Consider the following 24040-nt stretch of genomic DNA (forward strand, 5'->3'; position numbering starts at 1 on the left):
CCACCTTTCGACCAAAACAACACGCCCCCGCCATAACCGCCCCGCCCGGGCGGCGGCGGCGCCCGGGGGCCCGCCCCCCGCGTAAACCGCGGCGCCCGGGCCTCGAACGGACGCGGTCGCGGGGCGGTGGCCACGTTCGTCCGGGCAAGCACGGAGGCTGCGGCCAGCGGTCGGACAAAACTGGGAACGGCCGTCCGGCTGTACCGGCTGGCTCGTGCGGGACTGGTGTGCCACCTGATCATCGACGCCCAGGACGTCCTGATCACGCTGGTCACGCCCGCCGAAACCGAACCGACGGTGGACTCGGTCACCTACTGGGACCTCGTCGAGCCCCCGACCGGCGAAGACCCGCTCGAAGCACTGATCCCCCGGCTGGCCGCCGCGTACGGCGAGCCGAGGTGGCTCAAGTTCCATTTCGACGACGTCGGCTCCGCCGCCGAACTCGCCGACCCGGGCGGCCGCGTCAGCACCCGCGACGAAGTGCTGACTGTCGGCGACCACCTGTCCGCGTATGTCCTGGAATGGACGTTGCACCACCTCGACCTGATCGCGCACCTGCCCTCGGCCACTGAACCGCCCGCCGAGACCCTCGCGGCTGCCCGCGCGTCGCTGGAAAAGATCGCCGGGGCACCGATTCCGGCACCGTTCTCCGACAAGGACGCACTGCTGGTCGGGACCGGACGTCGCGCTCCGACGGACGCCGAGAAAGCCACGCTGGGTGAGCTGGCCGCGAAGATCCCGCTCGTGCTCGGCTGAACGAGCAACGGCCTTGATCGTCTGGTTGAACGTAGCGCAACGTCGTCGAACGCTGCTTCACAGCGGCTACTTGAAGCTCGCCGAACATGCGCAGTCGATGTGCAAATCCGGGCGTGAGGCGCCAAGGGAACTCGCAGCCTGTCGCCTCCCACCGTGGGCTCGACACCCCGGCCGGCTCGACCGGCGGCATGCCCTGCCGCTCCTCCGCCAGCGCCCCGGTCGACCGACCGCCCCCGTGGCCCGGCTCCACATCGACGCAGTCAGACCCTTGTCACACCACACCTCGATAACAATACTTTCGGTAACGAATTCTTGGTCGCCGCTATGGAGGACCCATGGGCAGCATGGTCCCCACTCCTGCACCCACCCTTGACAAGCCCCTGATGCACTACGGGAAGCGGCTGCTGCAGCGCACGGCGCCGGGCCCGCCCCCGGCCTAGTACCACCAGCCGGGCATCCGCCCGATCACCCCGCGCATCGGCGCCGAGATCGAAGGCCTCGACCTCTCGCTCCCGATCGGCGAGACCAAGGACGCCGTCCAGGATGGATCTTCCCCGCGCCCTCCTCACAGACCGATCCGGTCGAGGACGAGCCTGCCGTCCCGGAGGAAAGGATCAGAAGGGCGTGCCCGCGGGACGCGAGGACAGGTCCGTGGGGGGCAAGCCGCAGGACGGTTGTCTCAGTGACCGATGTCGTGGTCCCCCGCTTCGACGAGTCCGCTCTCGTAGGCGAAGATCACGATCTGGATGCGGTCACGCAGACCAAGTTTGGTGAGGATGCTCGACACGTGCGATTTGACCGTGGCGGGCCCGATGAAGAGCTGGGCGGCGATCTCCGAGTTGCTCGCGCCCCGCGCGACGGCGACCACGATCTCGAGTTCGCGGTCGGTGAGTCGCTCCAGGCGGCCCGACACGGCGGTGCTGACGACACGTCGCTCCGCGAACTGGTCGATGAGGCGCCGGGTGATCGACGGTGCCAGCAGCGCCCCGCCCTCGGCCACGGTGCGCACGGCGGTGGCGAGCTGCTCGGGGGGAATGTCCTTGAGCACGAACGCGCTGGCACCGGCACGCAGCGCCTTGTAGACGTACTCGTCCGGATCGAACGTGGTCAGGATCAGCACCCGCACGTCCCAGTCCGCATCCCGCAGGATCCGGGAGGTGGCCTCGATGCCGTCCATGCCGGGCATGCGGATGTCCATGAGGATCACGTCCGGACGATGCGTGCGTGCCGCGTCGACGGCCTCGAGTCCGGTCCCGGCCTCGGCCATGACCTCGATGTCGTCATGGACCCGCAGAATCATGACGAAGCCCCGGCGGACCAGCGCCTGGTCATCCACGACGACGACACGGATGCTCACGCGGGCTCTCCTCCAGTGGGCAGATGGGCGGCCAGCCGGAATCCGCCACCGGGGCGCGGCCCCGCATCGAGGCTGCCGCCGAGGAGGAGTGCTCTCTCCCGCATGCCGACGATCCCATGGCCGGGCACACCGCCGTGGGCGCCGGCCGACACGGACTGTACGGCGGCTCCGCGACCGTCGTCGAGCACCTCGATGATGAGACCGCCACTCTCGCAGCTCAGGCGCACCTCGGTATGGGTCCGCGGTCCGCTGTGCTTGAGCACGTTGGTCAGTGCCTCCTGGACGATGCGGTACGCCGACAGCTCCACGCGGGCCGGGAGAGCAGCCGGGACACCGCCGGTGACCGAGACGTCCAGTCCCGCCTCGCGGACCTGCTCGACGAGCTGGTGAAGGTCGGCCAGCCGCGGCTGGGGGCCCAGCCGGTCGCGGTCGGCGTCCGGCCGCAGTACTCCCAGCAGGTGACGCAGTTCGTCCAGCGCCTGGCGTCCGGCTTGCTCCACCGCCGCCATCGCTTCGAGGGCCTCCTGGGGATCGTCGGCGGCCACCATCCGGGCCGCACCCGCCTGAACCGTCATCATGCTCACCCGGTGGGCGACCACGTCGTGCAGTTCGCGGGCGATGTGGGTGCGCTCCTCGGCGACGATCCGGCGCGCCTCGGCGGCCTGCTCCTGGCGGAGCCGGGCGCGGCGATCCGCACGCAGCCGCAGACGCCGACCGATGTACCAGGCCACGAACATGATCACGGCGCCAAAGCCGATGTCCCCCCAGGGGTAGGAGAGCAGCAGGCCGTCGATCACGAGCGCGGCGATGGCCGCAGCGATGGCCGCGGCGGTGCCGAGGCGGCTCCGCCGGGTGTCCGCGGCGTATCGCCCGGCGCTGTACAGCGCCACGATCACGACTCCGCCCACGTTGGAGTAGCTGCTCCCCAGCGTCGGCCCCCAGGCGACGAGTGCCACGGACAGGACTGCGAGGGGTTCGCGGCGGCGCCAGTAGAGCGCCCCGCCGGCCACGGCGAACAGCAGCAGGACCGGGACGGGCACCTCGGTGATCGGGCGGACGCCGAGCGCATCGCCGGGTGCCTCCTCCACGAACACCATGGCCAGGAGCATGGCGGCCGCGAGGACGGCGTCCGCGCCCCGCGGCCACCGGGCGAAGGGCCCGCGGAACCTGGTCGGCACGTCGCGGACCAGCATCTCTGAAGGCAGCGCCGTGCGGCTCATCATCGCTCCGTCAAAAGGCTTCCGGCGCCCTGGCGTTGGTCATCAGGGTGCACCGGGCAAGCCATCGTAGGTCCAGGTCGCAGGCGCAGTCACCCACCTGTGGGCGGATCCCGGGCTCCCCCGCCAGGTGGAGATGCCGCCGCGTTCTCCCCGTCCCGCGCGGGAGCCCCGAACCCGTCCGGTGGCGGGGGACGGCGCGGGCGCCGGAATCCACGATGGAACCGCTCACGACTCCTGCCGCCGGCGCTCCACGGACCGGCGGCGGACGGCGGCCATCTCACCAGAGCCCACAGCCAGGAGCCACAGCCATGAACCGATTCACCCGTCGCATCGGCAGCGCGAGCGCCCGCCGGCCATGGGTCACCATCGCCACCTGGGCGGTTGTCCTCCTCCTCGTGCTGCCTCTGGCCGGCACGGTCGGCGGCTCGTTCGTCGACGACCTGGTCGCTCCCGGCAGCCAGAGCGAGGAGGCGATGGAGCTGCTCGAAGAGCGCTTCCCGGAAGCGTCCGGTGGCAGTGTCATGGCGGTCTTCGCCGCGCCGGAAGGGGAGCGACTGGAGCGCCACCGGCCTGCCGTCGACGCCGCGGTCGCCCGGATCGCCGACGTGGAGCACGTCGCCACGGCAGCCGATCCCTTCACCGCCGGCACGCTCTCGCCCGACGGACGTATCGGCTTCGCCCGGATCACGTTCGACGTGCCCGCGATGGAAGTGGACCCCAAGGAGATCGAGGCCCTGACCGACGCGATCGAGCCCGCACGCGGGGACGGCGTCGTCGTCGAGCTGGGCGGTGACGCCGTCTTCATCAACGCCGAGACAGAGACATCGGGCGCGGAGGCGGCGGGCCTGCTGACCGGACTGGTCATCCTGGTGGTGGCGTTCGGCACGATCCTGGCCGCGCTGGTGCCGATCGTGCTCGCCCTGGTGGCCGTCGCCGCGGGCCTGGGCAGCGTCATGCTGCTGGCCAACGCGCTGGACGTCTCCACCGCGGCCCCCACGATCGGCGCGATGATCGGCCTGGGCGTCGGCATCGACTACGCCCTGTTCATCGTGGCCCGGCACCGCGAGAACCGCGCCGCCGGCCAGGACAACACCGCCGCACTGTCGAACGCCATGGGGTCCTCGGGCGCGGCCGTCCTGTTCGCCGGCGGCACCGTCATCGTGGCGATGGCCGCTCTCGGGCTGACCGGCCTGGGCTTCCTGACGTCGATCGGCCTGAGTACCGCCCTGGTCGTTCTCTTCGCCGTGGCGACCGCCCTGACGTTGCTGCCCGCCCTGCTGTCGCTCCTGGGTGACCGTGTCCACAAAAGGGGCCGCCGGGGCCGTAAGCGCCCTGTGAAGAAGGCCGAGGACACGGCATGGTGGCGCTTCGCCCACCGTGTGTCCGGGCGGCCGTGGCGCTACCTGCTCGCCGCGTCCGCGGTCCTGCTCGCACTGGCCGCCCCCGCGCTGCGCATGGAGACCGGCTTCCCCGACGCCGGCGACGACTCCACGAGCACCACCCACCGCCGCGCCTACGACCTGCTGGCCGAGGGCTTCGGGCCGGGCTTCAACGCCCCTCTGCTGATCGTCGCCGATCTGACCCGCCCCGGCGCAGAGGCCGAGGACGTGCCCGCACTGTCCCGGCGCATCGCCGCCGACCCCGGCATCGCCACGGTCGGCGAGCCACAGACCTCCGCGGCCGGGGACACCGTCGTGCTGTCCATGTTCCCCACCACCGCCCCCGCCGACGCCGAGACCTCCCGGACCCTTGAGCGCGTCCGTGACCTCGTCCCCGACAACGTCGCCGTATCCGGCCTGACCGCCATGACCGACGACCTCACCGAGCAACTCGCCGACACCCTGCCGGTCTTCATCGCCGCGATCCTGGCAGCGTCGTTCCTGCTGCTGATGGTGGTGTTCCGCTCCGTCGCACTGCCGCTGAAGGCCGCCCTGGTCAACCTGTTGTCCATCGGCGGGGCATACGGCGTGGTGGTCGCCGTCTTCCAGTGGGGCTGGCTCGGGGGCCTGTTCAACCTGCAGGACACCTTCCTGATCGCCTCGCCCATGCCGACGATCTTCTTCGCGGTCCTGTTCGGCCTGTCCATGGACTACGAGGTGTTCCTGCTCTCGCGCGTCCGCGAGGAGTACGCCGCCACGGGCGACACCACCGAGTCGGTGGCACGCGGCATGGCGGCCACGGGCCGTGTGATCACCTCTGCCGCACTGATCATGGCGGTGGTGTTCCTCAGCTTTGTCGCCAACCCGTCGCCGCTCGTGAAGATGATGGGCCTGGGCCTGGCGACCGCGATCGTGCTCGACGCGACGATCGTCCGCATGGTGCTCGTGCCCGCCGCCATGGCGCTGATGGGGCGCGCGACCTGGTGGCTGCCCCGCTGGCTCGACAGTCGGCTGCCCCGCATCGGCGTCGAGGACGCCGACCGGCAGCCTTACCCCGAGCCGGTGCTCGCTGCCGCGCCCGGGAGCCGCTGAAGCCACGCCCCCGCCGTCCCACAGCGCCCCCAACAATCCACCGATCGGAGAGAGTTCCTCATGAAGGCCGTCGCCCAAGGGCGATGCTGACCGTGGAGCCGGCCAGCAGCTTGCCGCGCGCCAACGCCTGGCGCTCCGGCGCCAACACCTGGACCCAGGAGAAGCGCAAGGCGTTCGCCAACGACATGACCCACCCCAACTGCTGGCCGTCTCCGCCTCCGCTGACCACATCCTGCCCGGAGACAAGTTCTACGTGCAGGCTGGCGCGTAACACCGCCAATCCAACACCGGCAGGCCCCTCACGCCCGTGGCGCGAGGGGCCTGCCCCTATGACGGACGGACTGGTCAGCGAAGGGTGCCCCGTCTTCGCGGGGCACCCTCGCCGTTTCACACGGGCTACGGCTGGATGGGGTGGTCGAGTCGGCCGTGCGATCTGCCTCGGCGTACCACCGTGCGCTGGTCTTCGGCATCCGTGCGGACATCATCCGGTCTCCGACTGCCGGTGGAGGCCGGGGACTTGACCCTTGGCCGTACCGCGAACCTTGTCAGGGCGCCGTACGGCCCGAGCCGTACGCGGAGGCGCTTCAGGCCGACGGCATCAGCACACGCGCCGCTCCTTTCTCCTTGTTGTGCCGGTCGGCCCAGTTGGCGAGGGCCGTGCTGCACGCGTGATCGACATGCCGCAGATCGAGCAGGTCGAGCTCGATGTGCCGGTCCTTCGGCAGTCCTTCGAGGGTGTCGAGGATCCGGGGCAGCCGGAGGAAGGTCGCGTTGCCGGAGAGGACCACGCGCAGGGGTCCATTCCGGTCGGAGCCTTCGTCCACCTGCACGCGGACGTGCGACGTCTCCCAGGCCGTCTTGGCGACGGCGAGCAGCAGCCCGGCCAGCACGCCCTCGAACATGCTGGTGGCGATGATGGCGACCGCGGTCGCCACCAGGATCAGCGCCTCCCCGCGGTGCTCGCGCCACAACGACCCGAGTTCCCTCAGCGGGATGAGCTTCCAGCCGGAGTAGACCAGGATGCCGGCGAGCGCGGCGACCGGTATGAGGCCGAGCGCGGCCGGTACGAGCGCCGCGAAGAGCAGCAGCCATACGCCGTGCAGCACCCGCGACGCCTTGGTTCGGGCACCCGCTTGGACATTGGCCGCGCTGCGCACGATGACGGCGGTCATCGGCAGCGCCCCGAGGGCTCCGCACAACGCGTTGCCCGCGCCCTGCGCCATCAGCTCCTTGTCGTAGTCGGTACCGGGTCCGCTGTGCAGCCGATCGACGGCGGCGGCGCTGAACAGACTCTCCGCCGAGGCGATGAGCGTGATGGCGACGACCGTGCCGATCGCCCCGACCACTCCGGCATTCGTGATGCTGCCGAGGTCGTCGAGGGACGGTGGCCGGATCGCGCCCAGCAGCCCCTGCACATCGACGCGCTTCACCGACAGTCCGAACAGCGCGACGACGGACGTGGTCAGAGCGACGGCGGCCAGCGGTGCGGGGACCACTCGGACCTTCGGCGGCAGATGTTTCCACAGTGCCATCAGCACGACGGTGCCCGCGCCGAGACCGAAGGCGGTCAGCGCTTCCGGCGAGCGGGCCGTACGGATGAGCAGCTCGGGCAGGCCCATCAGGTTGGCCGGGCCCGAGCCTGGTGCCTTCGCGTCGGCCATGGCGTAGAACTGACCGGCAATCAGCACGAGTCCGATTCCGGCCAGCATCCCTTCCACCACGGCGATGGAGATGGCGCGGAACCAGCGGCCCAGCCGTAGTGCGCCCATGACCAGCTGGAGAACGCCCGCCGTGAGGACGAAGACGCCCAGGGCCCCGAGTCCGAATTCGTTGACGGCTTCGAGGACGAGAACCGTCAGCCCCGCTGCGGGTCCGCTGACCTGGAGGCTGCTTCCGGGGAGCAGCCCGGTGACGAGCCCGCCGACGATTCCGGTGACCAGGCCGAGTTCCGCCGGGACGCCGGAAGCTACGGCCACGCCCACGCACAGCGGCAGGGCGACGAGGAAGACGACGACGGACGCGGTGAGATCGGCTCGCAGCGTCGAGGCGGAGGGTCGCTCGCCGCGCTGCGCCGCAGCCCGCCGGTGGCGTCCGCGGTTCCCGCGTTCGCGGGTGTCGGCGGCGCTCACAGCGGAAGGAACGCGTCGTCGTGCGGCCGGTGGACGAGCACGGAGCCGGTGTCTATCTCGTAGAACCATCCGTGCAGCCTCAGCCGTCCATCCGCGGCCCGGTGGGCGACGCAGGGGTAGTCGCCCAACCGCCGGAGCTGGCGCAGCACATGGTGCTGGACGGCCTCGGCGATGGCGGGGGACGAAGTATCGGCGAAGAGGGGCGGGGGTGACGCACTCTCGAGCCAGCCGCGGACCGCGGGGACGGCGGAGAGATCTTCGCGGCGCACCATCGCGCCGACGGCACCGCAGTGGGAGTGTCCGCAGACGACGATGTCGGCGACGCCCAGCACTTCCACCGCGTACTCGATGGTGGCCGCCTCGCTCGAGTGCCGGTCGGGGTCGTGTTCGGGCAGGATGCTGCCCGCCGTGCGGAGTTCGAAGAGTTCGCCGGGACGGGCCCCGGTGATCAGCGATGGGATCACCCGCGAATCGGAGCAGGTGATGAACATCGCTTGCGGGGACTGACCGTCCGCGAGGCGGCCGAACTCCTCGGCCTGGGCGGCGGCCCGGTGCCGGAAGGCGCGGGCATTCTTCATGAGCATGTGCATGGGGGTGTTTCCTCCAGCGCGCCAGGGCGCGCGGTGGTGAGCCGTCATGTCGGATCGGATCGCAGGTACGTGGTGAGGGGCCGTACGGGATTCGACGCATCGATCAGAGGCGGAACACCTGCAGCACGGCGGGCCGTGCTGGGCGCTGTTCGGATGGACCGAGAAGTGGTGCCCCGTGCACCGGGGACGCGGCGGAGCCGCCGTCACCCGTGGGGGCTGATGAGGGGCGATCGCCTGTGGGCGGAGCCTTGGCGGCCGGCGGCCTGTTGGGCCGGCCGCCGTCGCATGAGGGGGGTGGCTTGTCCAGGGGATTCGAATCGTCCCGGGACGAGTTGGCGGGTGAGCCGCGTGAGCCGGGTCCGTCGGTCGGGTGGGATTCGCTTGGTGCCTCGGGTGAGGAGCCGGCGTCTTGGGAAGTCCCTTTGGCGCTCGACTCCCCTGCCTCGGCGGCGAATTCGGGTGCCTGGCAAGGCGCAAGGACCGCAAGCAGCAGGGTGCACAGTGCGACAAGTGCGTACGGTGCTGCGTTTCGCCGCGTCACGGTCCCTCCCGACTTCGGTACGCAACAGTTGGTCCAACTGGTCAGTAACTCCAGCCTCTTCAGTCACTGTGACACCAAGACGGCATAAAAATCAGCGATTCGTTAAACATTCGTGAGCGTCACACCTCTTGACAGTCGCCATTTGACGGGGATACCGCGAGTCACCCCAGTTGAGGCGCTGACGACGTCCAGCATCGCCGCACGGCGGCCTCCTGCGTCACGACCGAGCTCCGCGACGACGGGGCGGGCTACGGCCGTGAGCGGCCCGGCCGCCTACGCCTACCACTGCCGGGTCATCACCGCGACCCGAGAGTGCGCCGGCCGCTTGGTCGCGTGGGATTCGACGGGATCTCGCCGTCCGGGCGGGATCGGTCCCCTGCCCGCCGATACGGGCACTGCCTCCCACGCACACCGACTGGCGATCAGTGGTCGATCATGGCCAGCATTGGGTCGAATTTGCCCCGCACCGACCCAGAGGGATCGCCTTTTTCCGTACAAACCCGCTCTGATCGCGGGCCGAGGACGGCTGCGCGGGGTTGTGGATCGGCCGGGATGGGCAGGTTTGGAGCGCCACAGGACGGGAACAGTCCGGCGTCCGTTCCCGTGGCAGTAGTGGATCGTCACCTATCAGCCGTCTCGGAGGGAGAAACGATGCCCCAGGAGCTGACATTCGCGATCGCCTTCCAGTCCCCGATCAAGGGGCATGAGCCTGACACGCCAGAGACCCGCCACGGGATGATCTTGAGCTCGTGACGGGGCACCACGGGCTCGTATCTCTACGGTGCCGGGACTCCGGCGGTCCGCTCGTCGTGCTCGCGCGGCATCCGCGTGACGGTCGCGGGCGAGGGATGCCCGCCCTTCGTGGCGCCCTTGGTGATGACGAGTCGGGCAGCGATGTCGCGGCCGGTTCGATGCCGCGGCCGAGGCGTTTGTGCTCGTGGACGACGAGAAGAGTGACGCGCACGCCGAAGGCGCGCAGTTCGCCGACGAGCGCGACCGCGTTACGCCGCGTGACCATGGGCCGCTCTGACGTGCCGTCCACGGGCGTGGTCGTACTCCGCCCGAAGCGAGTTGAGAAAGGCAAGGCAAGCTGCCTTCGAAGGGCATGCCGCTCGCGGGTGTGTCCGCACACCGATGTGCGCCGAAAGGGAAGCAGGGATCCCATGACAGTGCAGGCCATCAAGCTCCCCATATTGCAGATGCCGTATCCCGTGCGGGTGAATCCGTACCTGTCGGCCCTGCACGAGGAGACCGAGACGTGGGCGCGAGAGATGGGCATGCTGGACAGCGACGAAGCACCGTCGGCCCACGGGGCGATCTGGACCCTGTCCCAGTTCCACGCCATGGCCGTTGACCAGCTGACTGCCTGGGCTCTTCCAGATGCCTCGCTCGCCGACCTCCGGCTCAATCACCGGTTCAACCTCTGGGCTCTGGCCTGGGACGACTACTTCGCCTCCGCCTTCAAGCAGACGCGCGACCTCGCAGGCGCACAGGTCTTCACCGCCCGTCTCCATGCCTTCCTGTCGCCGAAGCCGGGCGCCCGGTTGCCGGAGCCGGCCAATGCCGTCGAAAGGGGAATGGCCGACCTCCAGCAACGCCTGTTCCCCCCGAGACTGACGCACTGGCATGGCGCGCTCAACCGGGCCCTGGCAAGGTACATCGACGCGGGAGTTCAGGAATTGGCCAACAGCCGCGCCGGCCGTGTCCCGGACCTCATCGAGTATGCCCAGTTCCGCCGTGAAAGCTTCGCCGCCTATACCGCCCCCTATTCTGTCGAACTCTCCACTGGCGCACGGATCCCTGAGCAGATCCGGCACAGCCGGACCGTCGGCGCTCTGCTCGACGCCTTCATGGACTACATGGGGCTGGCGAACGACATCGCCTCCTATCAGCGGGAAGTCCATGACGAACACGACGTCAACAACCTCGTCATAGTCCTCGCAACATCCCTGGGCATCACCGTCCAGGAGGCGATGCATGCCGCCGCCGATCTGGTGACCGCCCGACTGCGCCACTTCGAGCACCTCACACAGAGCGAACTGCCCCCGCTTGTCCGGCGCGCCGGGCTGAACCGCGGCGAACGGATCGAGCTGGAGACGTGGCTCCGGGGAGCTTGCAGTTTCCTGTCCGGCCTCCATGCCTGGTACACCGGGGCACCCCGCTACGCTCCGGCAGACGGTCCGTTCCCGGAGCAACGGACTTCCACCGCCACTGTGCCCGCCGGCGAGCGGTATTCCTCAGTGTCATGAGGCGCTCACAAGGTCGACGTCGGGCGGGCCGTCACGTCTGGGCGCGGCCCACCGCACTCGGTTGGTGGCCCGCCCGGCTCTGAGGAGGCTGCCGACCCATGCTGTCCGGCAGCCCCCTCGGCTGTGGTGCTCGGCTCTTGTGCGACCTGCGAGGCCTACCGCCTCCGCAGGAACCGCCTCAGCCACGCCCGCCAGGAGGCGCGGGGTACGGATCGGTGCATCAACTCGGGGTCGGATACCGGCCATTGGGGTGCTGTCGGCATACCGCCGCTCGGCGAGGGCGGGGCCGGCAGCGGTGCCAGCAGATCATGGGTTTCCCGAGCACGGGAGGCGAACTTCACGGGCAGTGCCGTCAGATGCCGGGCCCAGGTGGAGGAGCGCCAGGTGAGCTCGTCCTCGGGGATGGCCAGGCTGATGTCGGGAAGCCGGGTGAGCAGGATGTCGATGCCGGTGTCGGCGATGACACGGCCGATGTCCTGGCCGGGGCACTCATGGGCGCCTGCGCTGAAGGACAGGTGCGCGCGGTTGTGGTGCACGCGGGTCGAGGGATCCGGACGGACCGCCTGATCGACGTTCCCGGCGGCCAGGCCCAGCAGGAGCATGTCTCCCGCCTTGATCTCCTGTCCTCCGAGGGAGGTGTCACCGGTGGCCCAGCGGCCTGGGCACACCATCAACGGTGGCTCGTCCCAGAGCACCTGCTCCACTGCTTCGGGCAAGGTCATCTGGCCGCCGGCCAACGACCCGCGGAACCGCGGGTCGGTGACCACCATCCGTAGCACGTTGGACATGAGATTGGCGGTTGTCTCATAGCCCGCGAGCAGGATGAGGCGCAGGTGGTGCTGCACCTCCTCGTCGCTGAGGCCGGCCGGGTGGGCCATCAGCACGGATGCGATGTCCTGCCCGGGCAGGGCGCGCTTGGCGACGACGAGCTGCTCGAGGGTCTCCAGCACATAGGCGTTGCTCTTGAGCGACGTTTCGGTGCCCTTGAAGAGGTCCCGGGCGGCATGCACGAGCTTGGGACCGTACTCGTCCGGCATTCCGAGCAGGTGGGTGAGAACGAGCATGGGCAGGTGCTCGGTGAACTGACCGACCAGCTCCGCCTCGCCACTCTCGCAGAACTCATCGACCAACTGGTGTGCAAAGCGGGTGATGTTGCGGCGGATCCCGCGTTGGTCGAACTGGTCGAGGCTGGCCGTGACAGCGCCGCGCAGGCGCTGGTGCTCTTCGCCGTCCGCACATACACAGTCGGGACGCCAGCCGATCATCGGCACCAACGGCGAGGTGGTGGGGTCGATCTCACCGCTCTTCCAACCGTGCCAGGTGCGGGGGTCACGGGAGAACTGGGTGGAGCGGCTGGCCACATCACGGTTCTCGAGGTACCCCAGGACGAGCCAGGCACGTACGTCCCCGTCGAGCAGGACGGGCGCCACCGGACCGTGGGCCGCACGCAACTTCTCGTACAGGCCCATGGGGTCGGTTTCGGCAGCGGCGCCATGGAGCCGGGTCACTCCGTCGGCTCCCGTGGCGGTGTGGGCCGGGCAACCCGGGGGCGGGGTGAGCCCCGGTTCTGTGGTGGTGCGGTCGGAGGGTGGGACAGTCATACGGACTCCTGAGCGGCGGCGAGGGTGCACAGGTAGCCCATCAGCGAGATCAGGGCGTCGCGGCTGGACGACCGGTCGCGTGCGTCACAGGTGATGATGGGCACGGATTCGTTGAGGGCCAGAGCAGTGCGCAGGGCTGGTATCGGGTGGTTCGGGGCTTCGGGGAAGGTGTTGACGGCCACGATGAAGGGGACGCGACGGTCTTCCAGGCGGGTGATGATCTCGAAACAGACTTCGATACTCCGGGTGTCGACGAGGACCACGGCGCCGAGCGCACCTTCGAAAATGCCGTTCCACAGGAACCAGAAGCGCTCCTGTCCCGGCGTACCGAAGAGATAGAGGATCAGCTGCTCATTGATGCTGATGCGGCCGAAGTCCAGGGCAACGGTCGTGGTGTTCTTGCCTTTCGCACCGGGATTGTGGTCGATCCCGACGCCGGCCTGAGTCATGGTTTCTTCGGTGGTCAGTGGCGGGATCTCGCTCACCGCCCCGACCATGGTCGTCTTGCCGACCCCGAAGCCGCCGACAATCACCACCTTGACTCCCCTGGCGCCGCGCGGCAGCAGCACGTCCGTGCTGCGGGGGCCGACGGCGGGTGCGTCAGAGCTTACGTAGTCCATGGATCACCGCCTCCAGAAGGCCAAGTTCGGGGACCGCCGCGACGGGAACGGGAGCAATGGCCTCAACTCGCTCGTTGTCGACGAGCTTGGAGAGCAGCACCGTGACGACGCTGAACGGCAGACTCAGATACGCGGAAATCTCGGCCACCGACAGCGGGTATTGGCACATGGTGAGGATTGCCGCCTGCTCGGGCTGCATACCGGGTTCGGGTGCGGACCTCGATGCGATGAGGGTCACCAGGTTGAAGCCCTTGGCTGAGGAACCTGGACCGCCGGAGATGACATAGAGCGGCACGGGACTGCCTTCATCCCATGCGTCCTGGTTCTCTGACGTCACATCGCCTGCCCGACGTCATCACGAGGCGGGCTGGTCATGTGCTGGCCGATCCGGACCACCAGCGTACGCATGCGGTCGCCCAGCAACCCTGCGTCCACTTCCTCATCGGCGAGCACTGCGAGATAGGCCCCGGGTCCGGCCGCCATCAGGGAGAAGTATCCGCCGTCGACTTCGATCCCGACCATGCGCGTCGAGCCGTCTCCGTGCGGGAACTTCTGCGCGATGGCCTTCGCCAGGCTCTGCATGCCCGAGCAGGCAGCGGCGATCGCGTCAGCGGTGTCGGTCTCCGTGTTCGCTTGACCGATGCACAGACCGTCCGACGACAACACGACCACGTGTCGCACGTACGGGACGCTGGCCGCGAGCTCCTTGAGCATCCAGTCCATGTTGGGCAGTGGCGGCACGGTTACTCACCCTCATCTGATGGCTCGCTGGTTTGGACGGAAGGGTCGGCGCTCGGTTTCTTTTCGCCGCTGAACGCCTCCCACATCAGGCCGGGCTGCCGGGGTACGCCGGCCGTTCCCGGGGAGGCGGCCGGAGCAGCGGGGGGATGGGGGGTCGTGCGGACGACCGGTGTCGGAACGGGCGACTCGCGTCGTCGCTGCGGCAGTCCGTTGACGGTCTGTTTGACCTCGACGGAATCTGCTGCGGCATCGCGCGTCATCGTCGGCCTCGGCACGATCGGTGCGCCCGTGTGCTTCGGCGCGAAGTGTTGGATTTTCGGGGCGGGCTGCTGAACTGTGGTGATCAGGCGCCGCGGAACGAGTACGACGGCCCGTACTCCTCCGTACGCGGAGGTGCGCAAGTCGACGTCGAGGCCGTTCTCGCGGGCCAGTCTGCTGACGACGGGCAGGCCGAGCTGCGTCGCCCCGCCCAGGTCGGCCAGATCGATGCCGGATGATGCCTGAGCCATGACGCGGTCGATGCGCTGCCGGACCTCTTCGGTGAGCCCGACCCCCCGGTCCTCGATCTCGATCGCGATACCGGAAGGCACCTCGCTCGCGGTCACCTCGACGGGGGTGTGCGGCGGTGAGAAGGTCGTGGCGTTGTCGAGCAGCTCGGCGAGCAGGTGGATCAGCGGCTCGGCTCCCTGGCCGATCACAGCCACCTCTGTCACCGACTGCAGCTTGACGCGGGGATAGTCCACGATGCGTGACATGGCCCCCCGCACGACGTCGTAGAGCGGGATCGTCTTCGACCACTGCCGCCCGGGCCGGGCGTCACCCAGTACCGCAATGCTGGCCGCAAGGCGCCCGATCAGGGCATTGCGATGGTCGATGTCCTGCAGGCCGTGGGAGACCACGACATCCGTACCGTGGAGGGTCTGCATGTCGCGGAGGTCCTTGGCGAGTTGATGCACGATCGCCTGGACCCTGCGCGCGATCGCCACCAATGCCCGCTGAGAGGAGTCCCGCATGCGCTCCTCGGCCTCCACGGCCTCCAGGAGTGTCCGCAGAGCTGCCCGGAGCGCTTCGGCGAAGTCGCTGTCCAGATGTTCCCCGAACGTGACGGACTGCAGGATCTCGGAAGCGGGCTCACCCTTCTGCAGACGGGCGACAGCCGCGGGGAGGAGCTCTTCGGCGAGCCATACAGTGGTGGCTCGCTGATCGGACGAGCGCCCGAGCAGCGCGGCTTCGCGTTGCGAGTAGTGCTGCTCTGCGACGGCACTCGCCCGCGCGTAGCGGCCCGCCTCTGCCGAGCGCGCCCGGCGCGCCGTCTCAGCCGAAGTGATAGCCGTCAGGACGACCGCGACGAGGCCGCACCAGGCAACCGGCGTGCGTATCTGCGCGGGGATAAAGATCAACGCTATACCGCAGGCCCCAGCCAGAACACCAGGGGGAATTAGCCATGCTGGAGCCACTGCACGTGGCAGGGCTCTAGGGGTTGAACCTGCACGAACCATCGAGGGGTCCCTAAACAGTCTGGAATTAGTGGACTGGGGGTTATGCGGTGCGCCGACAAGAACGGTCGGGACTTCGCTCGGCCGAGCACAAGTGTTCCGATGGGTGCCCCCGACGGGTCGGTTCGAGATCGCATCGGTGGTCACGCCTCCCTGCGGCCAGGCTCCGTCCGCGCGCAACACAGCGCTCGGTGACTCGCTGTGACTGCAGCGCAACACGCGGGAGCATAGTCAGTTCGGGTTCGCCATGTGACCTTGCTGGAACGGAAACCTCCGTTGGACCGACCTGGACCCATAGTTGATCGGTCACTGCCATGACACGCACTGCAAATGCATGGAATCGACCACATCCAGCAGCCTGCTGTTCATGGCTCCCGGCTCCGTTGTCCGCCGCCCGCTTCCGCGGGACGTACGCGCCGGGGGACCGCCGACTCTGGGGCCGGTCCGGCTGAGACCGGGCCTCTCGCGACATTCACTATCTGACTGGCCCTCAGGAAGACACGCTGCAAGCTCAGTGGCGCTCTGCCGGGTCCGGGCTCTCAAGTTCTGGAACTCCATTCACTGCGGGAGACCCTCCTTCGCGAATAGCGTCGCGTCGCTGCTGCGACGTACAGGCAAGTCACATTTCGCCACGCCAAAGTCAGGGGCTCACCACAACATTCAACGGATGAATTCCGAACTGATGGAGAGGGCTCGCATGATCACGGCTGTCACACCTGCCCACACCGACGCCGAGGCGTCTGGGCCCTGGGCCTGGTCGGCATCGGTTTCCTCGGACTTGGTCAAGTCTTCGCCACCGCGACTGCACTCGCCCTCGAGCGCGTCCCCCCACGCGGCCGGCACCGGCTCAGCGGTGCTCGGCACACTTCAGAGTGCCCTCGGCGCAGCCGTCGCTCCCCTGATGGGCGTCGCGGGCGGACACACTGTCATGCCGCTGTTCCTCGGCATGACGCTCTGCGCGCTGATCGCCCGTGAACTCCCGTACGGGCGCCGGGTCTGCGTTCCGACGACGGCGGTTGCGCGCGGCCCGGCGGCGGTGCGCAGGACGCCGGGAGGGGGCGCGCTCCACTGCGACCACGGGGGTGCCCGGGCACCCCGTCATCGTCGCCGTCGTCGCGTCGATACCGCGGGCACGGCTCCGTCGCCAAAGGGACACCGCCGATGGACCAGACAAGTCTCACCCTGGCTGTCCGGCAGCAAGGGCTCTGCCCTCGCAAACCGATCCAGCACCATCGGACCAGGTCAGCGCACCCGTCCCCGTGGTTTCAGCGCCACCGGCGGGAGCTCCGGGGCCACCAGCGGGCCTCCGTCGTAGCCCTTGACCTCGCCGAAGCGGGAGCCGGTCATCCAGTCGGCCCGCGCCTGCGCGATCTCCTCGTTCGTACGCCCGATGAAGTTCCACCACATGATGAGCTCCTCCTCGAACGGCTCGCCGCCGAGGAGCATCAGCCCCGCGTCCGACTCGGCGCGCAGCGGCAGTTCGGTGCGGCCGCAGCCCAGGTAGAGCATGGATCCGGGCAGTACGGGCACGCCGTCGACGTGGGCCTCGCCGGACATGGACAGGACGGCGTACTCGAAGTCGGGCTCCAGCGGCACGCTGGTTTCGGTGCCGCGCGTGAGGGCCAGGTCTGCGCCGACGAGGGGCGTGTACGTCGTGCCGGGTGAGGCGGCGCCGTCGAGTTCGCCCAGGATGACCGTGGCCGTCAGGCCGGGCGCGGTGACACGGGGCAGCTCCGGGTGGTGCTGGAAGTGCGGCTCCACATGACGGTGGGTCTCGGGCAGCGCGACCCACAGCTGGGCGCCGTGCAGGAAGCGTGCGTGCGGCTTGGGGCTCTCCTCGGAGTGGCTGATCGCCCGCCCCGAGGTCATGAGCCCGAGCTCGAGCGGGCGGATCGTCTGGAGGCTGCCGACGCTGTCCCGGTGCAGGACCTCGCCTTCGTGCAGCCAGCTGACGGTCTGGAGGCCCATGTGCGGGTGCGGCGGGACCTGCATTCCGGGCTCGTCGGCAATGTCGTCGGGGCCGTAATGGTCGACGAAGCACCAGGCGCCGACCATGCGGCGGCCGAGGTTGGGCAGCAGCCTGCGCACTTCGGTGGATTCGCCGAGCTGGACATGGCGCGGGGCGAGGAGCTCACGTACCGGCTCGGCGACGACGAAGCCGCGGCCGCCGCAGACGGACGGCGTCGCCTGACGATCAAGATTGCTCATGGGGCCCAACCTAGTCCTGCACGGGTCGGGCCACAAAGACCGTCCAGCTCGCCGAATGAGTACCTGGATGTGCACGGTGCATCGAGGTCCAGCATGGCGCACTGGTCCGGGTCGGGAGCCGGCACGCCGCCAGGATGTGGCGTAGCCGGCCAGGAACAGCCGCTCAGGTCCGGAGGCTGCTCGGCGGTGGCGGCGATCATCGCGGCGGTGCCGAGGCCGTGGCTGTCGCCGTAGGGGTGGCGTCCCGTTGCGGCGAGGGCCGCCGGCAGAGTCAGGGCGAATACGTCGCCGGCCGGGGTCAGTTCGTCGTGCGAGGGCGGCGCACCCGGTCCAGCTGGAGGGCGGTAGGCAGCGGCAGCGGCCCGTGCTCGTCCAGGGCAGCGGCCAGGGACTGCCCGGGCACCTGAGTGCCCGCCGCCATGGCCACGCAACCCGAAACCAGGACAAAATCCGGCCACCACCCCCATGCATGGCCGGAAATCGCCTTACCCCGTCACGCCACTCTAGTTCCACGTCGGCTGCGGCCTGCCATCGAGGTACCCGACTTGGGGGCGGACACCGGAACCGGCCGGGAACATGCCCGTACGGGTCAACGAGTTCAGGGCCCTGAGCGCGGCATCGCCCGGACTTCACGCACCAGCTCCCGGGCTGCCCTCGTGGCTCCTGCCAAGCCGCCGCCCTGCGCGTGACTCACGCTGGGTAGTCGTCCGAGATGCACAGCCGCAAGGGTCCTGTTTCGCTGGTGTGGCCGCCCGACTGACACAGAGGAGTGATCATGAGCGTTTCAGGCGAGTCCGGCGATCGTGCCCAGCAGTTGCGCCAGAAGGCGCAGGAGTTGGAACAGGCCGCGGAGCGTACCAACGACCCGCAGGAGCGTCAGAGGCTGAAGGACAAGGCCCGCCAGCTCAAGGAGCAGAGCGGGCTGGAACGCGGCACGGGCAGCGGGGACATCGACCCCATGCTGTAGGTGCCCTGCACATGCGCCGGCCGGTGGCTGCCCCCGCGACTTTTCAGGCGCGCGAGAGGCCACCGGCCGGTCACGTGCCCCCACCCATGGCGATATCCACGTTTCCCCACCTGGCCCTCCGGGGCGGGACGCACTTCCGCGGACCGGCCGCTCATCCCGTGAGCCGCTTGCGCCAGTCCAGTGGAGCGACCCTCATCGCATCGTCCGGAGAACCGCTCCATTCGACCGACAGGCCGGCCTCGCCGAGTGCCTCCGCGACCTCCCGCCCCACGGCCGCCGAGGTCCGAGCCGAGCCGTCGAAGCCCCCGTACAGCAGATACAGCCCGCCACCGGCCGCGGCACCCTCCACGCACTGCGAGTGGAAGAACACGAAGCCCCGCGCGTCCGCCCGCCCCGCTCCGTGTATCTCGGACAGCCCACAGTTCCGACAGCAGGTGAAGTTCTCCCGGGCTGTGATCCCATGTTCCTCCAGCCGCGCGAAGACCGCCTCGATCCGCTCCGGATCCGTCGCCCCCTCCCACCCGGCCTGCTCGCCGAGTCGCTCCAGCCACAGCCGGTCCACCAACTGCCGGGCCTGCGCCGGCGAGACCGGTCGGTCGTCCCCGTCGACCAGCCACTCCTCGGCCGCCTCGGCAAGGGCGTCACGCGTCAGGTAGCCGCCGCGCAGCAGCTCCCGCACATGCTCCTCGACCTCTTCCCGTATCTCGTCGGGAAGTTCGGGAACGGGCTCGGCCGCGGCACCGAAGTCGACCGGCTCCCAGACCGGGCCTTCGTCCCAGCCGGTCTCCTGTAGCGCCCAGCGCACCATCGCGGCCGCGACCTCACCGGGAGCGGAGAGACGCGTTCCGAAGTGCCGGTCGGGGGCGCCGGCCCGGTGCTCCAACTGGTAGTCCCCGCCCGCCTCGTGCCAGACCTGGATGAACACGTCCGGCAGATCGGGGATCCGCTGCACCACCAGGAACCGGTCGTGCTCATCCCCGATGCGCGCCACCAGTTCACCGAGCCGCTCCGCCGAAACCCGCGCGTGCGTCTCCCCGTTCTCGGTCCTTACTTTGATCTCCGGCATGCCCCCACCATGACACGCCCCACCGACAACGACGGACGCCGCCGATGCAACGACGGGCGCCCTCCGGAAATCCGCTCTGGATCGGACCTGGCCGTTGTCGAGTGCGACGCGCTGCAGCACTCCATTGTGGAATATTCAACCACTCCTGTCGGTTGACGGGGTGCGCGGCACGGGAGCGGGCCCGCAGGGAAGGAGCGCAAGTGAGCGAGACGTACTACGAATTCGGAACGGCCGCGGACCGCTGGGACCGGGCCCGGATGTTCTTCGACGCCAAGGAGTACCTGACGGCGGCGCGGATCCTCGGCGGGCTGGTGGCCGAGGTCCCCGAGCAGGTCGCGCCGCGGCTGCTGCTGGCGCGTGCGTACTACCACTCCGCACAGCTGCGGAAGGCCGAGACCGAGCTGCGCGAGATCCTCGAGCGCGACCCTGTGGAGCAGTACGCCCGGCTGATGCTGGGCCGCACTCTGGAGCGGCAGGGCAGGGCCGCCGAAGCCGCTCCGCACCTGAGGATGGCGGCGGCGATGTCCGGGGAGTTCCCCGACACCCCGTGAACCGGCCGGCCCCGCCGAGGCGCCGGCCGGGGCCCGCGCTCGCCGCGCCCGTAAGGCTGCGGCTGCGGTTGTCACCTGGCTGACGACTCCCGTGACGCCGGGTCCGGACCCGGCCCACCGGCCGGGCCCGTATCCGCGCGGTCCTCCGCGCGGTCCTCCGCGAGGAACTGCACCACCGCCGTCGCGAAGAGCCACACGAGCGCGATCCCGACGACGACCCAGGCCGTGGGGAAGCTCCAGAGGAGGTACGTGACAACAGCCGCCGCGACGAGCACCCAGGTGATCCACGTCCGGTGACGGCGCACGAACGGTCCGACCGGGCCGGTGCGCAGACCCGCACGGTCCGCCGTGGAGCGGACCGCAGCGATACCGGAGTTCCACAGCCCACGCACGAGCGTGGCCGTCCGGCCCGGGCCGGAGAGCCACGCGGCCAGCGCGACCACCACGCCCAGCACGGCGGCCATCCGCACCGTGGTCCGCAGATAGCGCGTCAGAGCGTCGTAGACGGACTGGGCGGCGGGCTGGGAGACGTTGTCCGGCAGCGCGTTCAGATACACCACACGGAAGACGGTCAGAGCGAGGCCGAGCATCAGCGCGGCGAACGCGAAGGCGAGCGCGGCGATCACGAGGGTGTGCCGACGGTGGGCCGAGAGCAGTACACCGGCGGCGATCAGCAGCACCGCGAGGACCGGCAGCCAGAACCCGGCGATCTGGAGGAGCCGGAAGTAGGTCTTGACCTTGCCGATGTTGTCCGCTCGCAGGACCGTGAAGTCGGTGTGCACCTCGGGGATCTTCCCGGCCACGGTCATTCCCTCGTCGACCAGGCGCTGTTTGACCTGGTCGATGACGGGGGCGAGATCGATGGTCACCGAGTCGTTGTTGATCTTCACGGCGCCGCCGCCGGTGCCGGTCAGGGCCTTGTCGACGGCTGCGTGGATCCTGCGGTTGGCGTCGGTCCAGATCTTCGCGAAGGTCTGGGAGGCAAGGACCTCCTCCGCCTTGTCGTGGACGAAGCTGCTGACCGCGCTCTCCAGTGATTTGCCGAGCCTGCCGAGCGCCTTCTCCAGCAGTGGCCGGTTCTCCGGGGCCACGCCTTCGAGGAGGGTCGGAATGTCGATGTGCTCCATCACCGCGGAGGTGACCCGGTTCGCCGCGGCCGCCTGGATGTCGGGGTCCGAGGCGAGGGGCGCGACGGTCTCGACGTACCGGTCCGTGTTCCCCACCTCGGAGGACGTCCACGCGGCGACGATGGCGAACGGTACGAGGACACAGCCGATGACGATGAGCAGGGCCGCGAAGAACGACCGCGTCCGGTGCCTGGGCGGCCGTGGCGGACGGCCGGCCTCCAGCGCCGCGATGCGCGTACGCAGCTGCTCGATCTGGGCGTGCCCGTCGTCCCCACCTGGCGACGCGGCACGCTCCGCGTCGGGACCGGTTGCTCCGTTGTCCGACATGGCGCGTCCTCCCCGTACGTATGGGTGGATCCAGCTGACCTCGAGAGGCGGGCCCACGCGAGCGGACCGGGCCACGGGAGTGAACGCCGCAGGGCGCGGCGGGCCCGGTCCGGCGCCTTGGCCGTCGGCGGAGCGCGGGAACCCGCGCGGCGGGCGGGTCCCCCGTCCGGCCCCGACCCGCTCGCCGCTCCACCACGCGCGCCCGACACCCGTCCTGCTGTCCGGAGCCCCGCTCTTTCTTGTCCGCTCTATGTGGGGGGGCGTCCTGCGGGGCCTGTTCGTCACCGGCGCGTCAACCCGGGTGCTGTTCGACATCGCGGCCTGCCCGGTTCGCCTCGACGAGTTCGGCGAGATTCGCCAGGGCCATTCGCGTGCCGGCCTCGTCGTCGGCGAGAGAGATTACGGCTCGTCCGCCTCGGGGAACCGGTCCTCCGCGGGCGCCCCCGGTCCTCCCCAGGCGCCCCGGTTCACCGCCGCCCGAGATCCGTCGGGCGCCCCGGATCCGTCGGGCGCCCCGGATCCGTCGGGCGCCCTAACCGCGGTACGCCTCCAGCAGTCGCAGCCACACCTCGCTGATCGTCGGGTACGCCGGGACCGCGTGCCAGAGACGGTCGATGGGGACCTCGCCGGCGACCGCGATCGTCGCCGAGTGGAGGAGTTCGCCCACGCCGGGGCCGACGAAGGTGACGCCGAGGAGGATCTCGCGGTCCAGGTCGACGACCATGCGCGCGCGGCCGCGGTAGTTGTCGACGTAGAGCCCGGATCCGGCGACGGAGGCGAGGTCGTGGTCGACGGCGCGCACGCGGCGTCCGGTGGCCTCCGCCTGGGCGAGGGACAGGCCGACCGACGCCGCCTCGGGGTCGGTGAAGACGACCTGCGGAACGGCGTCGTGGTCGGCGGTGGCGGAGTGCGCGCCCCAGCGGTCCGTCTCCAGGAGCGGCGTGTGCTGGGCCCGGGCGGCGATCGCGGCGCCCGCGATGCGTGCCTGGTACTTGCCCTGATGGGTCATGAGGGCGCGGCGGTTGACGTCGCCCACCCCGTAGAGCCACTCCGAGCCGTCGACCCGGCAGCTGTCGTCGACCGGGAGCCAGGAGCCGGGCTCCAGGCCCACCGTCTCCAGCCCGATGTCGTCGGTGCGCGGGGCGCGTCCGGTGGCGAAGAGGACCTCGTCGGCGTCGATCAGCTCGCCGTCCTCGAGGACGACCGTGACCGGTGCGCCGCCCCCGTCGCGTCGTACCGCGGCCACGGACACGTTCGTACGGACCGTGGCGCCCGCCTCGGTGAGCGCATCGGCGACGTGCTCGCCGACGAAGGGTTCCATGCGCGGCAGCAGCCCCTTGCCGCGCACCAGCATGGTGACCTGCGAGCCGAGCGCCTGCCAGGCGGTGGCCATCTCGGAGCCCACCACTCCCCCGCCGACCACCACGAGCCGGCCGGGCACGGACTGCGCGCTGGTCGCCTCGCGGCTGGTCCACGCCCTGGCCCCGGTGAGTCCCGGCAACTGCGGCAGGACGGCCCGGCTGCCGGTGCAGACGGCGACGGCGTGCCGTGCGACGAGCACATGGTGCTCGTTCTCGGGACCGTCGACGACGACCTTCCGGGGGCCGTGGAGCCGGCCCTGGCCGCGGTAGAGGCGGGCACCGATCGAGTCGAGCCAGCCGACCTGGCCGTCATCCTTCCAGTGGGACGCGAAGTAGTCGCGGTGGGCAAGCACCTCGGCGGCGTCCAGCGGGCCCTGCACGGCGCTCCGCACGCCGGGGACCCTGCGCGCGTCGGCGCGGGTGATGACGGGCCGTAGCAGTGCCTTGCTCGGCATGCACGCCCAGTACGAACATTCGCCGCCGACGAGCTCGCTCTCCACCACCGCGGTGCTCAGTCCGGCGGCCCTGGTTCTGTCCGCCACGTTCTCCCCGGTCGGGCCGGCTCCCAGCACCACCACGTCGTACTCCACGGCTTCCGTCATACGCACAGTCTGGTGCCACGTGTGCGCCGTGGCCACATGGGCAGGCGGAATAGGGCTGCC

General features: G+C 69.8%; 18 protein-coding genes and 1 pseudogene. 5 read left to right on the top strand and 14 right to left on the bottom strand.

Going from position 1 to position 24040, the window contains the following annotated elements:
- Window positions 1-157: 157 nt before the first annotated feature.
- A pseudogene (locus ACWCXB_RS32955) lies at window positions 158-756 on the top strand (maleylpyruvate isomerase N-terminal domain-containing protein).
- Between the two features lie 679 nt (window positions 757-1435).
- Here the strand turns inward: ACWCXB_RS32955 and ACWCXB_RS32960 are convergent.
- The gene (locus ACWCXB_RS32960; protein WP_450727540.1) at window positions 1436-2113 is read right to left on the bottom strand and encodes a response regulator transcription factor; all 678 of its coding nucleotides are present in this window, start codon (window positions 2111-2113) and stop codon (window positions 1436-1438) included.
- Window positions 2110-3333, bottom strand: coding sequence for a sensor histidine kinase (locus ACWCXB_RS32965; RefSeq protein WP_450727542.1), 1224 nt, complete (start codon window positions 3331-3333; stop codon window positions 2110-2112). The genes ACWCXB_RS32960 and ACWCXB_RS32965 overlap by 4 nt, the downstream gene beginning before the upstream one ends.
- 308 nt (window positions 3334-3641) lie before the next feature.
- Between ACWCXB_RS32965 and ACWCXB_RS32970 the strand changes: the two genes are divergently transcribed.
- A complete protein-coding gene (locus ACWCXB_RS32970; protein WP_450727544.1) occupies window positions 3642-5804 on the top strand; it encodes an MMPL family transporter in 2163 nt (720 codons plus the stop codon).
- Between the two features lie 584 nt (window positions 5805-6388).
- Here ACWCXB_RS32970 and ACWCXB_RS32975 read toward each other — a convergent pair.
- Window positions 6389-7933 carry a SulP family inorganic anion transporter gene (locus tag ACWCXB_RS32975; protein WP_450727546.1) on the bottom strand — a complete coding sequence of 515 codons (1545 nt, stop codon included), beginning with the start codon at window positions 7931-7933 and terminating at the stop codon, window positions 6389-6391.
- Window positions 7930-8523, bottom strand: coding sequence for a carbonic anhydrase (locus ACWCXB_RS32980; RefSeq protein WP_450727548.1), 594 nt, complete (start codon window positions 8521-8523; stop codon window positions 7930-7932). The genes ACWCXB_RS32975 and ACWCXB_RS32980 overlap by 4 nt, the downstream gene beginning before the upstream one ends.
- A gap of 1704 nt (window positions 8524-10227) precedes the next feature.
- On the opposite strand from ACWCXB_RS32980, the gene ACWCXB_RS32985 reads away from it, so the two are divergent.
- Window positions 10228-11313: a terpene synthase family protein gene (locus ACWCXB_RS32985; RefSeq protein ID WP_450727550.1), complete on the top strand. Its 1086-nt coding sequence runs from the start codon at window positions 10228-10230 to the stop codon at window positions 11311-11313.
- A gap of 155 nt (window positions 11314-11468) precedes the next feature.
- Here ACWCXB_RS32985 and ACWCXB_RS32990 read toward each other — a convergent pair whose 3' ends face one another.
- From ACWCXB_RS32990 to ACWCXB_RS33020, 7 genes are all read right to left on the bottom strand, one after another.
- Window positions 11469-12914 (bottom strand): cytochrome P450, encoded by a 1446-nt coding sequence (locus ACWCXB_RS32990; RefSeq protein ID WP_450727552.1) that lies wholly within the window; start codon window positions 12912-12914, stop codon window positions 11469-11471.
- Entirely contained in the window at window positions 12911-13534 is a 624-nt protein-coding gene (locus ACWCXB_RS32995) for a GTP-binding protein (protein WP_450727554.1), read from the bottom strand. Before ACWCXB_RS32995 ends, ACWCXB_RS32990 begins: the two co-directional genes overlap by 4 nt.
- Window positions 13515-13829 (bottom strand): DUF742 domain-containing protein, encoded by a 315-nt coding sequence (locus ACWCXB_RS33000; RefSeq protein WP_450727556.1) that lies wholly within the window; start codon window positions 13827-13829, stop codon window positions 13515-13517. Before ACWCXB_RS33000 ends, ACWCXB_RS32995 begins: the two co-directional genes overlap by 20 nt.
- 38 nt (window positions 13830-13867) lie before the next feature.
- Complete coding sequence (locus ACWCXB_RS33005) at window positions 13868-14257, bottom strand: roadblock/LC7 domain-containing protein (protein ID WP_450727558.1); 390 nt, start codon at window positions 14255-14257, stop codon at window positions 13868-13870.
- A gap of 20 nt (window positions 14258-14277) precedes the next feature.
- Window positions 14278-15675: a sensor histidine kinase gene (locus ACWCXB_RS33010; RefSeq protein ID WP_450727560.1), complete on the bottom strand. Its 1398-nt coding sequence runs from the start codon at window positions 15673-15675 to the stop codon at window positions 14278-14280.
- A gap of 1338 nt (window positions 15676-17013) precedes the next feature.
- Window positions 17014-17979 carry a pirin family protein gene (locus ACWCXB_RS33015; RefSeq protein ID WP_450727562.1) on the bottom strand — a complete coding sequence of 322 codons (966 nt, stop codon included), beginning with the start codon at window positions 17977-17979 and terminating at the stop codon, window positions 17014-17016.
- Window positions 17980-18277: 298 nt separating this feature from the next.
- Window positions 18278-18400, bottom strand: a complete 123-nt coding sequence (locus ACWCXB_RS33020) for a hypothetical protein (protein WP_450727564.1) — start codon at window positions 18398-18400, stop codon at window positions 18278-18280.
- 354 nt (window positions 18401-18754) lie between these two features.
- Here ACWCXB_RS33020 and ACWCXB_RS33025 point away from each other — a divergent pair, with 354 nt between their 5' ends.
- A complete protein-coding gene (locus ACWCXB_RS33025; protein WP_450727566.1) occupies window positions 18755-18946 on the top strand; it encodes a DUF6381 family protein in 192 nt (63 codons plus the stop codon).
- A gap of 151 nt (window positions 18947-19097) precedes the next feature.
- Here ACWCXB_RS33025 and ACWCXB_RS33030 read toward each other — a convergent pair whose 3' ends face one another.
- Complete coding sequence (locus ACWCXB_RS33030; RefSeq protein ID WP_450727568.1) at window positions 19098-20012, bottom strand: DUF6891 domain-containing protein; 915 nt, start codon at window positions 20010-20012, stop codon at window positions 19098-19100.
- A gap of 200 nt (window positions 20013-20212) precedes the next feature.
- Here ACWCXB_RS33030 and ACWCXB_RS33035 point away from each other — a divergent pair, with 200 nt between their 5' ends.
- Complete coding sequence (locus ACWCXB_RS33035; protein WP_450727570.1) at window positions 20213-20563, top strand: tetratricopeptide repeat protein; 351 nt, start codon at window positions 20213-20215, stop codon at window positions 20561-20563.
- A gap of 71 nt (window positions 20564-20634) precedes the next feature.
- Here ACWCXB_RS33035 and ACWCXB_RS33040 read toward each other — a convergent pair whose 3' ends face one another.
- A complete protein-coding gene (locus ACWCXB_RS33040; RefSeq protein ID WP_450727572.1) occupies window positions 20635-22017 on the bottom strand; it encodes a hypothetical protein in 1383 nt (460 codons plus the stop codon).
- 532 nt (window positions 22018-22549) lie between these two features.
- Window positions 22550-23980 (bottom strand): dihydrolipoyl dehydrogenase family protein, encoded by a 1431-nt coding sequence (locus tag ACWCXB_RS33045; protein WP_450727574.1) that lies wholly within the window; start codon window positions 23978-23980, stop codon window positions 22550-22552.
- Window positions 23981-24040 lie beyond the last annotated feature (60 nt).

This window comes from Streptomyces sp. NPDC001514 (genome assembly GCF_053597075.1).

Coding starts and splice junctions, on each gene's coding strand:
- ACWCXB_RS33005 (WP_450727558.1), bottom strand. CDS start 14,257: ATGGACTGGATGCTCAAGGAGCTCGCGGCCAGCGTCCCGTACGTGCGA.
- ACWCXB_RS33025 (WP_450727566.1), top strand. CDS start 18,755: ATGAGCGTTTCAGGCGAGTCCGGCGATCGTGCCCAGCAGTTGCGCCAG.
- ACWCXB_RS32980 (WP_450727548.1), bottom strand. CDS start 8,523: ATGCACATGCTCATGAAGAATGCCCGCGCCTTCCGGCACCGGGCCGCC.
- ACWCXB_RS33040 (WP_450727572.1), bottom strand. CDS start 22,017: ATGTCGGACAACGGAGCAACCGGTCCCGACGCGGAGCGTGCCGCGTCG.
- ACWCXB_RS33020 (WP_450727564.1), bottom strand. CDS start 18,400: ATGGCGGCGGGCACTCAGGTGCCCGGGCAGTCCCTGGCCGCTGCCCTG.
- ACWCXB_RS33030 (WP_450727568.1), bottom strand. CDS start 20,012: ATGCCGGAGATCAAAGTAAGGACCGAGAACGGGGAGACGCACGCGCGG.
- ACWCXB_RS32965 (WP_450727542.1), bottom strand. CDS start 3,333: ATGAGCCGCACGGCGCTGCCTTCAGAGATGCTGGTCCGCGACGTGCCG.
- ACWCXB_RS32985 (WP_450727550.1), top strand. CDS start 10,228: ATGACAGTGCAGGCCATCAAGCTCCCCATATTGCAGATGCCGTATCCC.
- ACWCXB_RS32995 (WP_450727554.1), bottom strand. CDS start 13,534: ATGGACTACGTAAGCTCTGACGCACCCGCCGTCGGCCCCCGCAGCACG.
- ACWCXB_RS33015 (WP_450727562.1), bottom strand. CDS start 17,979: ATGAGCAATCTTGATCGTCAGGCGACGCCGTCCGTCTGCGGCGGCCGC.
- ACWCXB_RS32990 (WP_450727552.1), bottom strand. CDS start 12,914: ATGACTGTCCCACCCTCCGACCGCACCACCACAGAACCGGGGCTCACC.
- ACWCXB_RS33045 (WP_450727574.1), bottom strand. CDS start 23,980: ATGACGGAAGCCGTGGAGTACGACGTGGTGGTGCTGGGAGCCGGCCCG.
- ACWCXB_RS32970 (WP_450727544.1), top strand. CDS start 3,642: ATGAACCGATTCACCCGTCGCATCGGCAGCGCGAGCGCCCGCCGGCCA.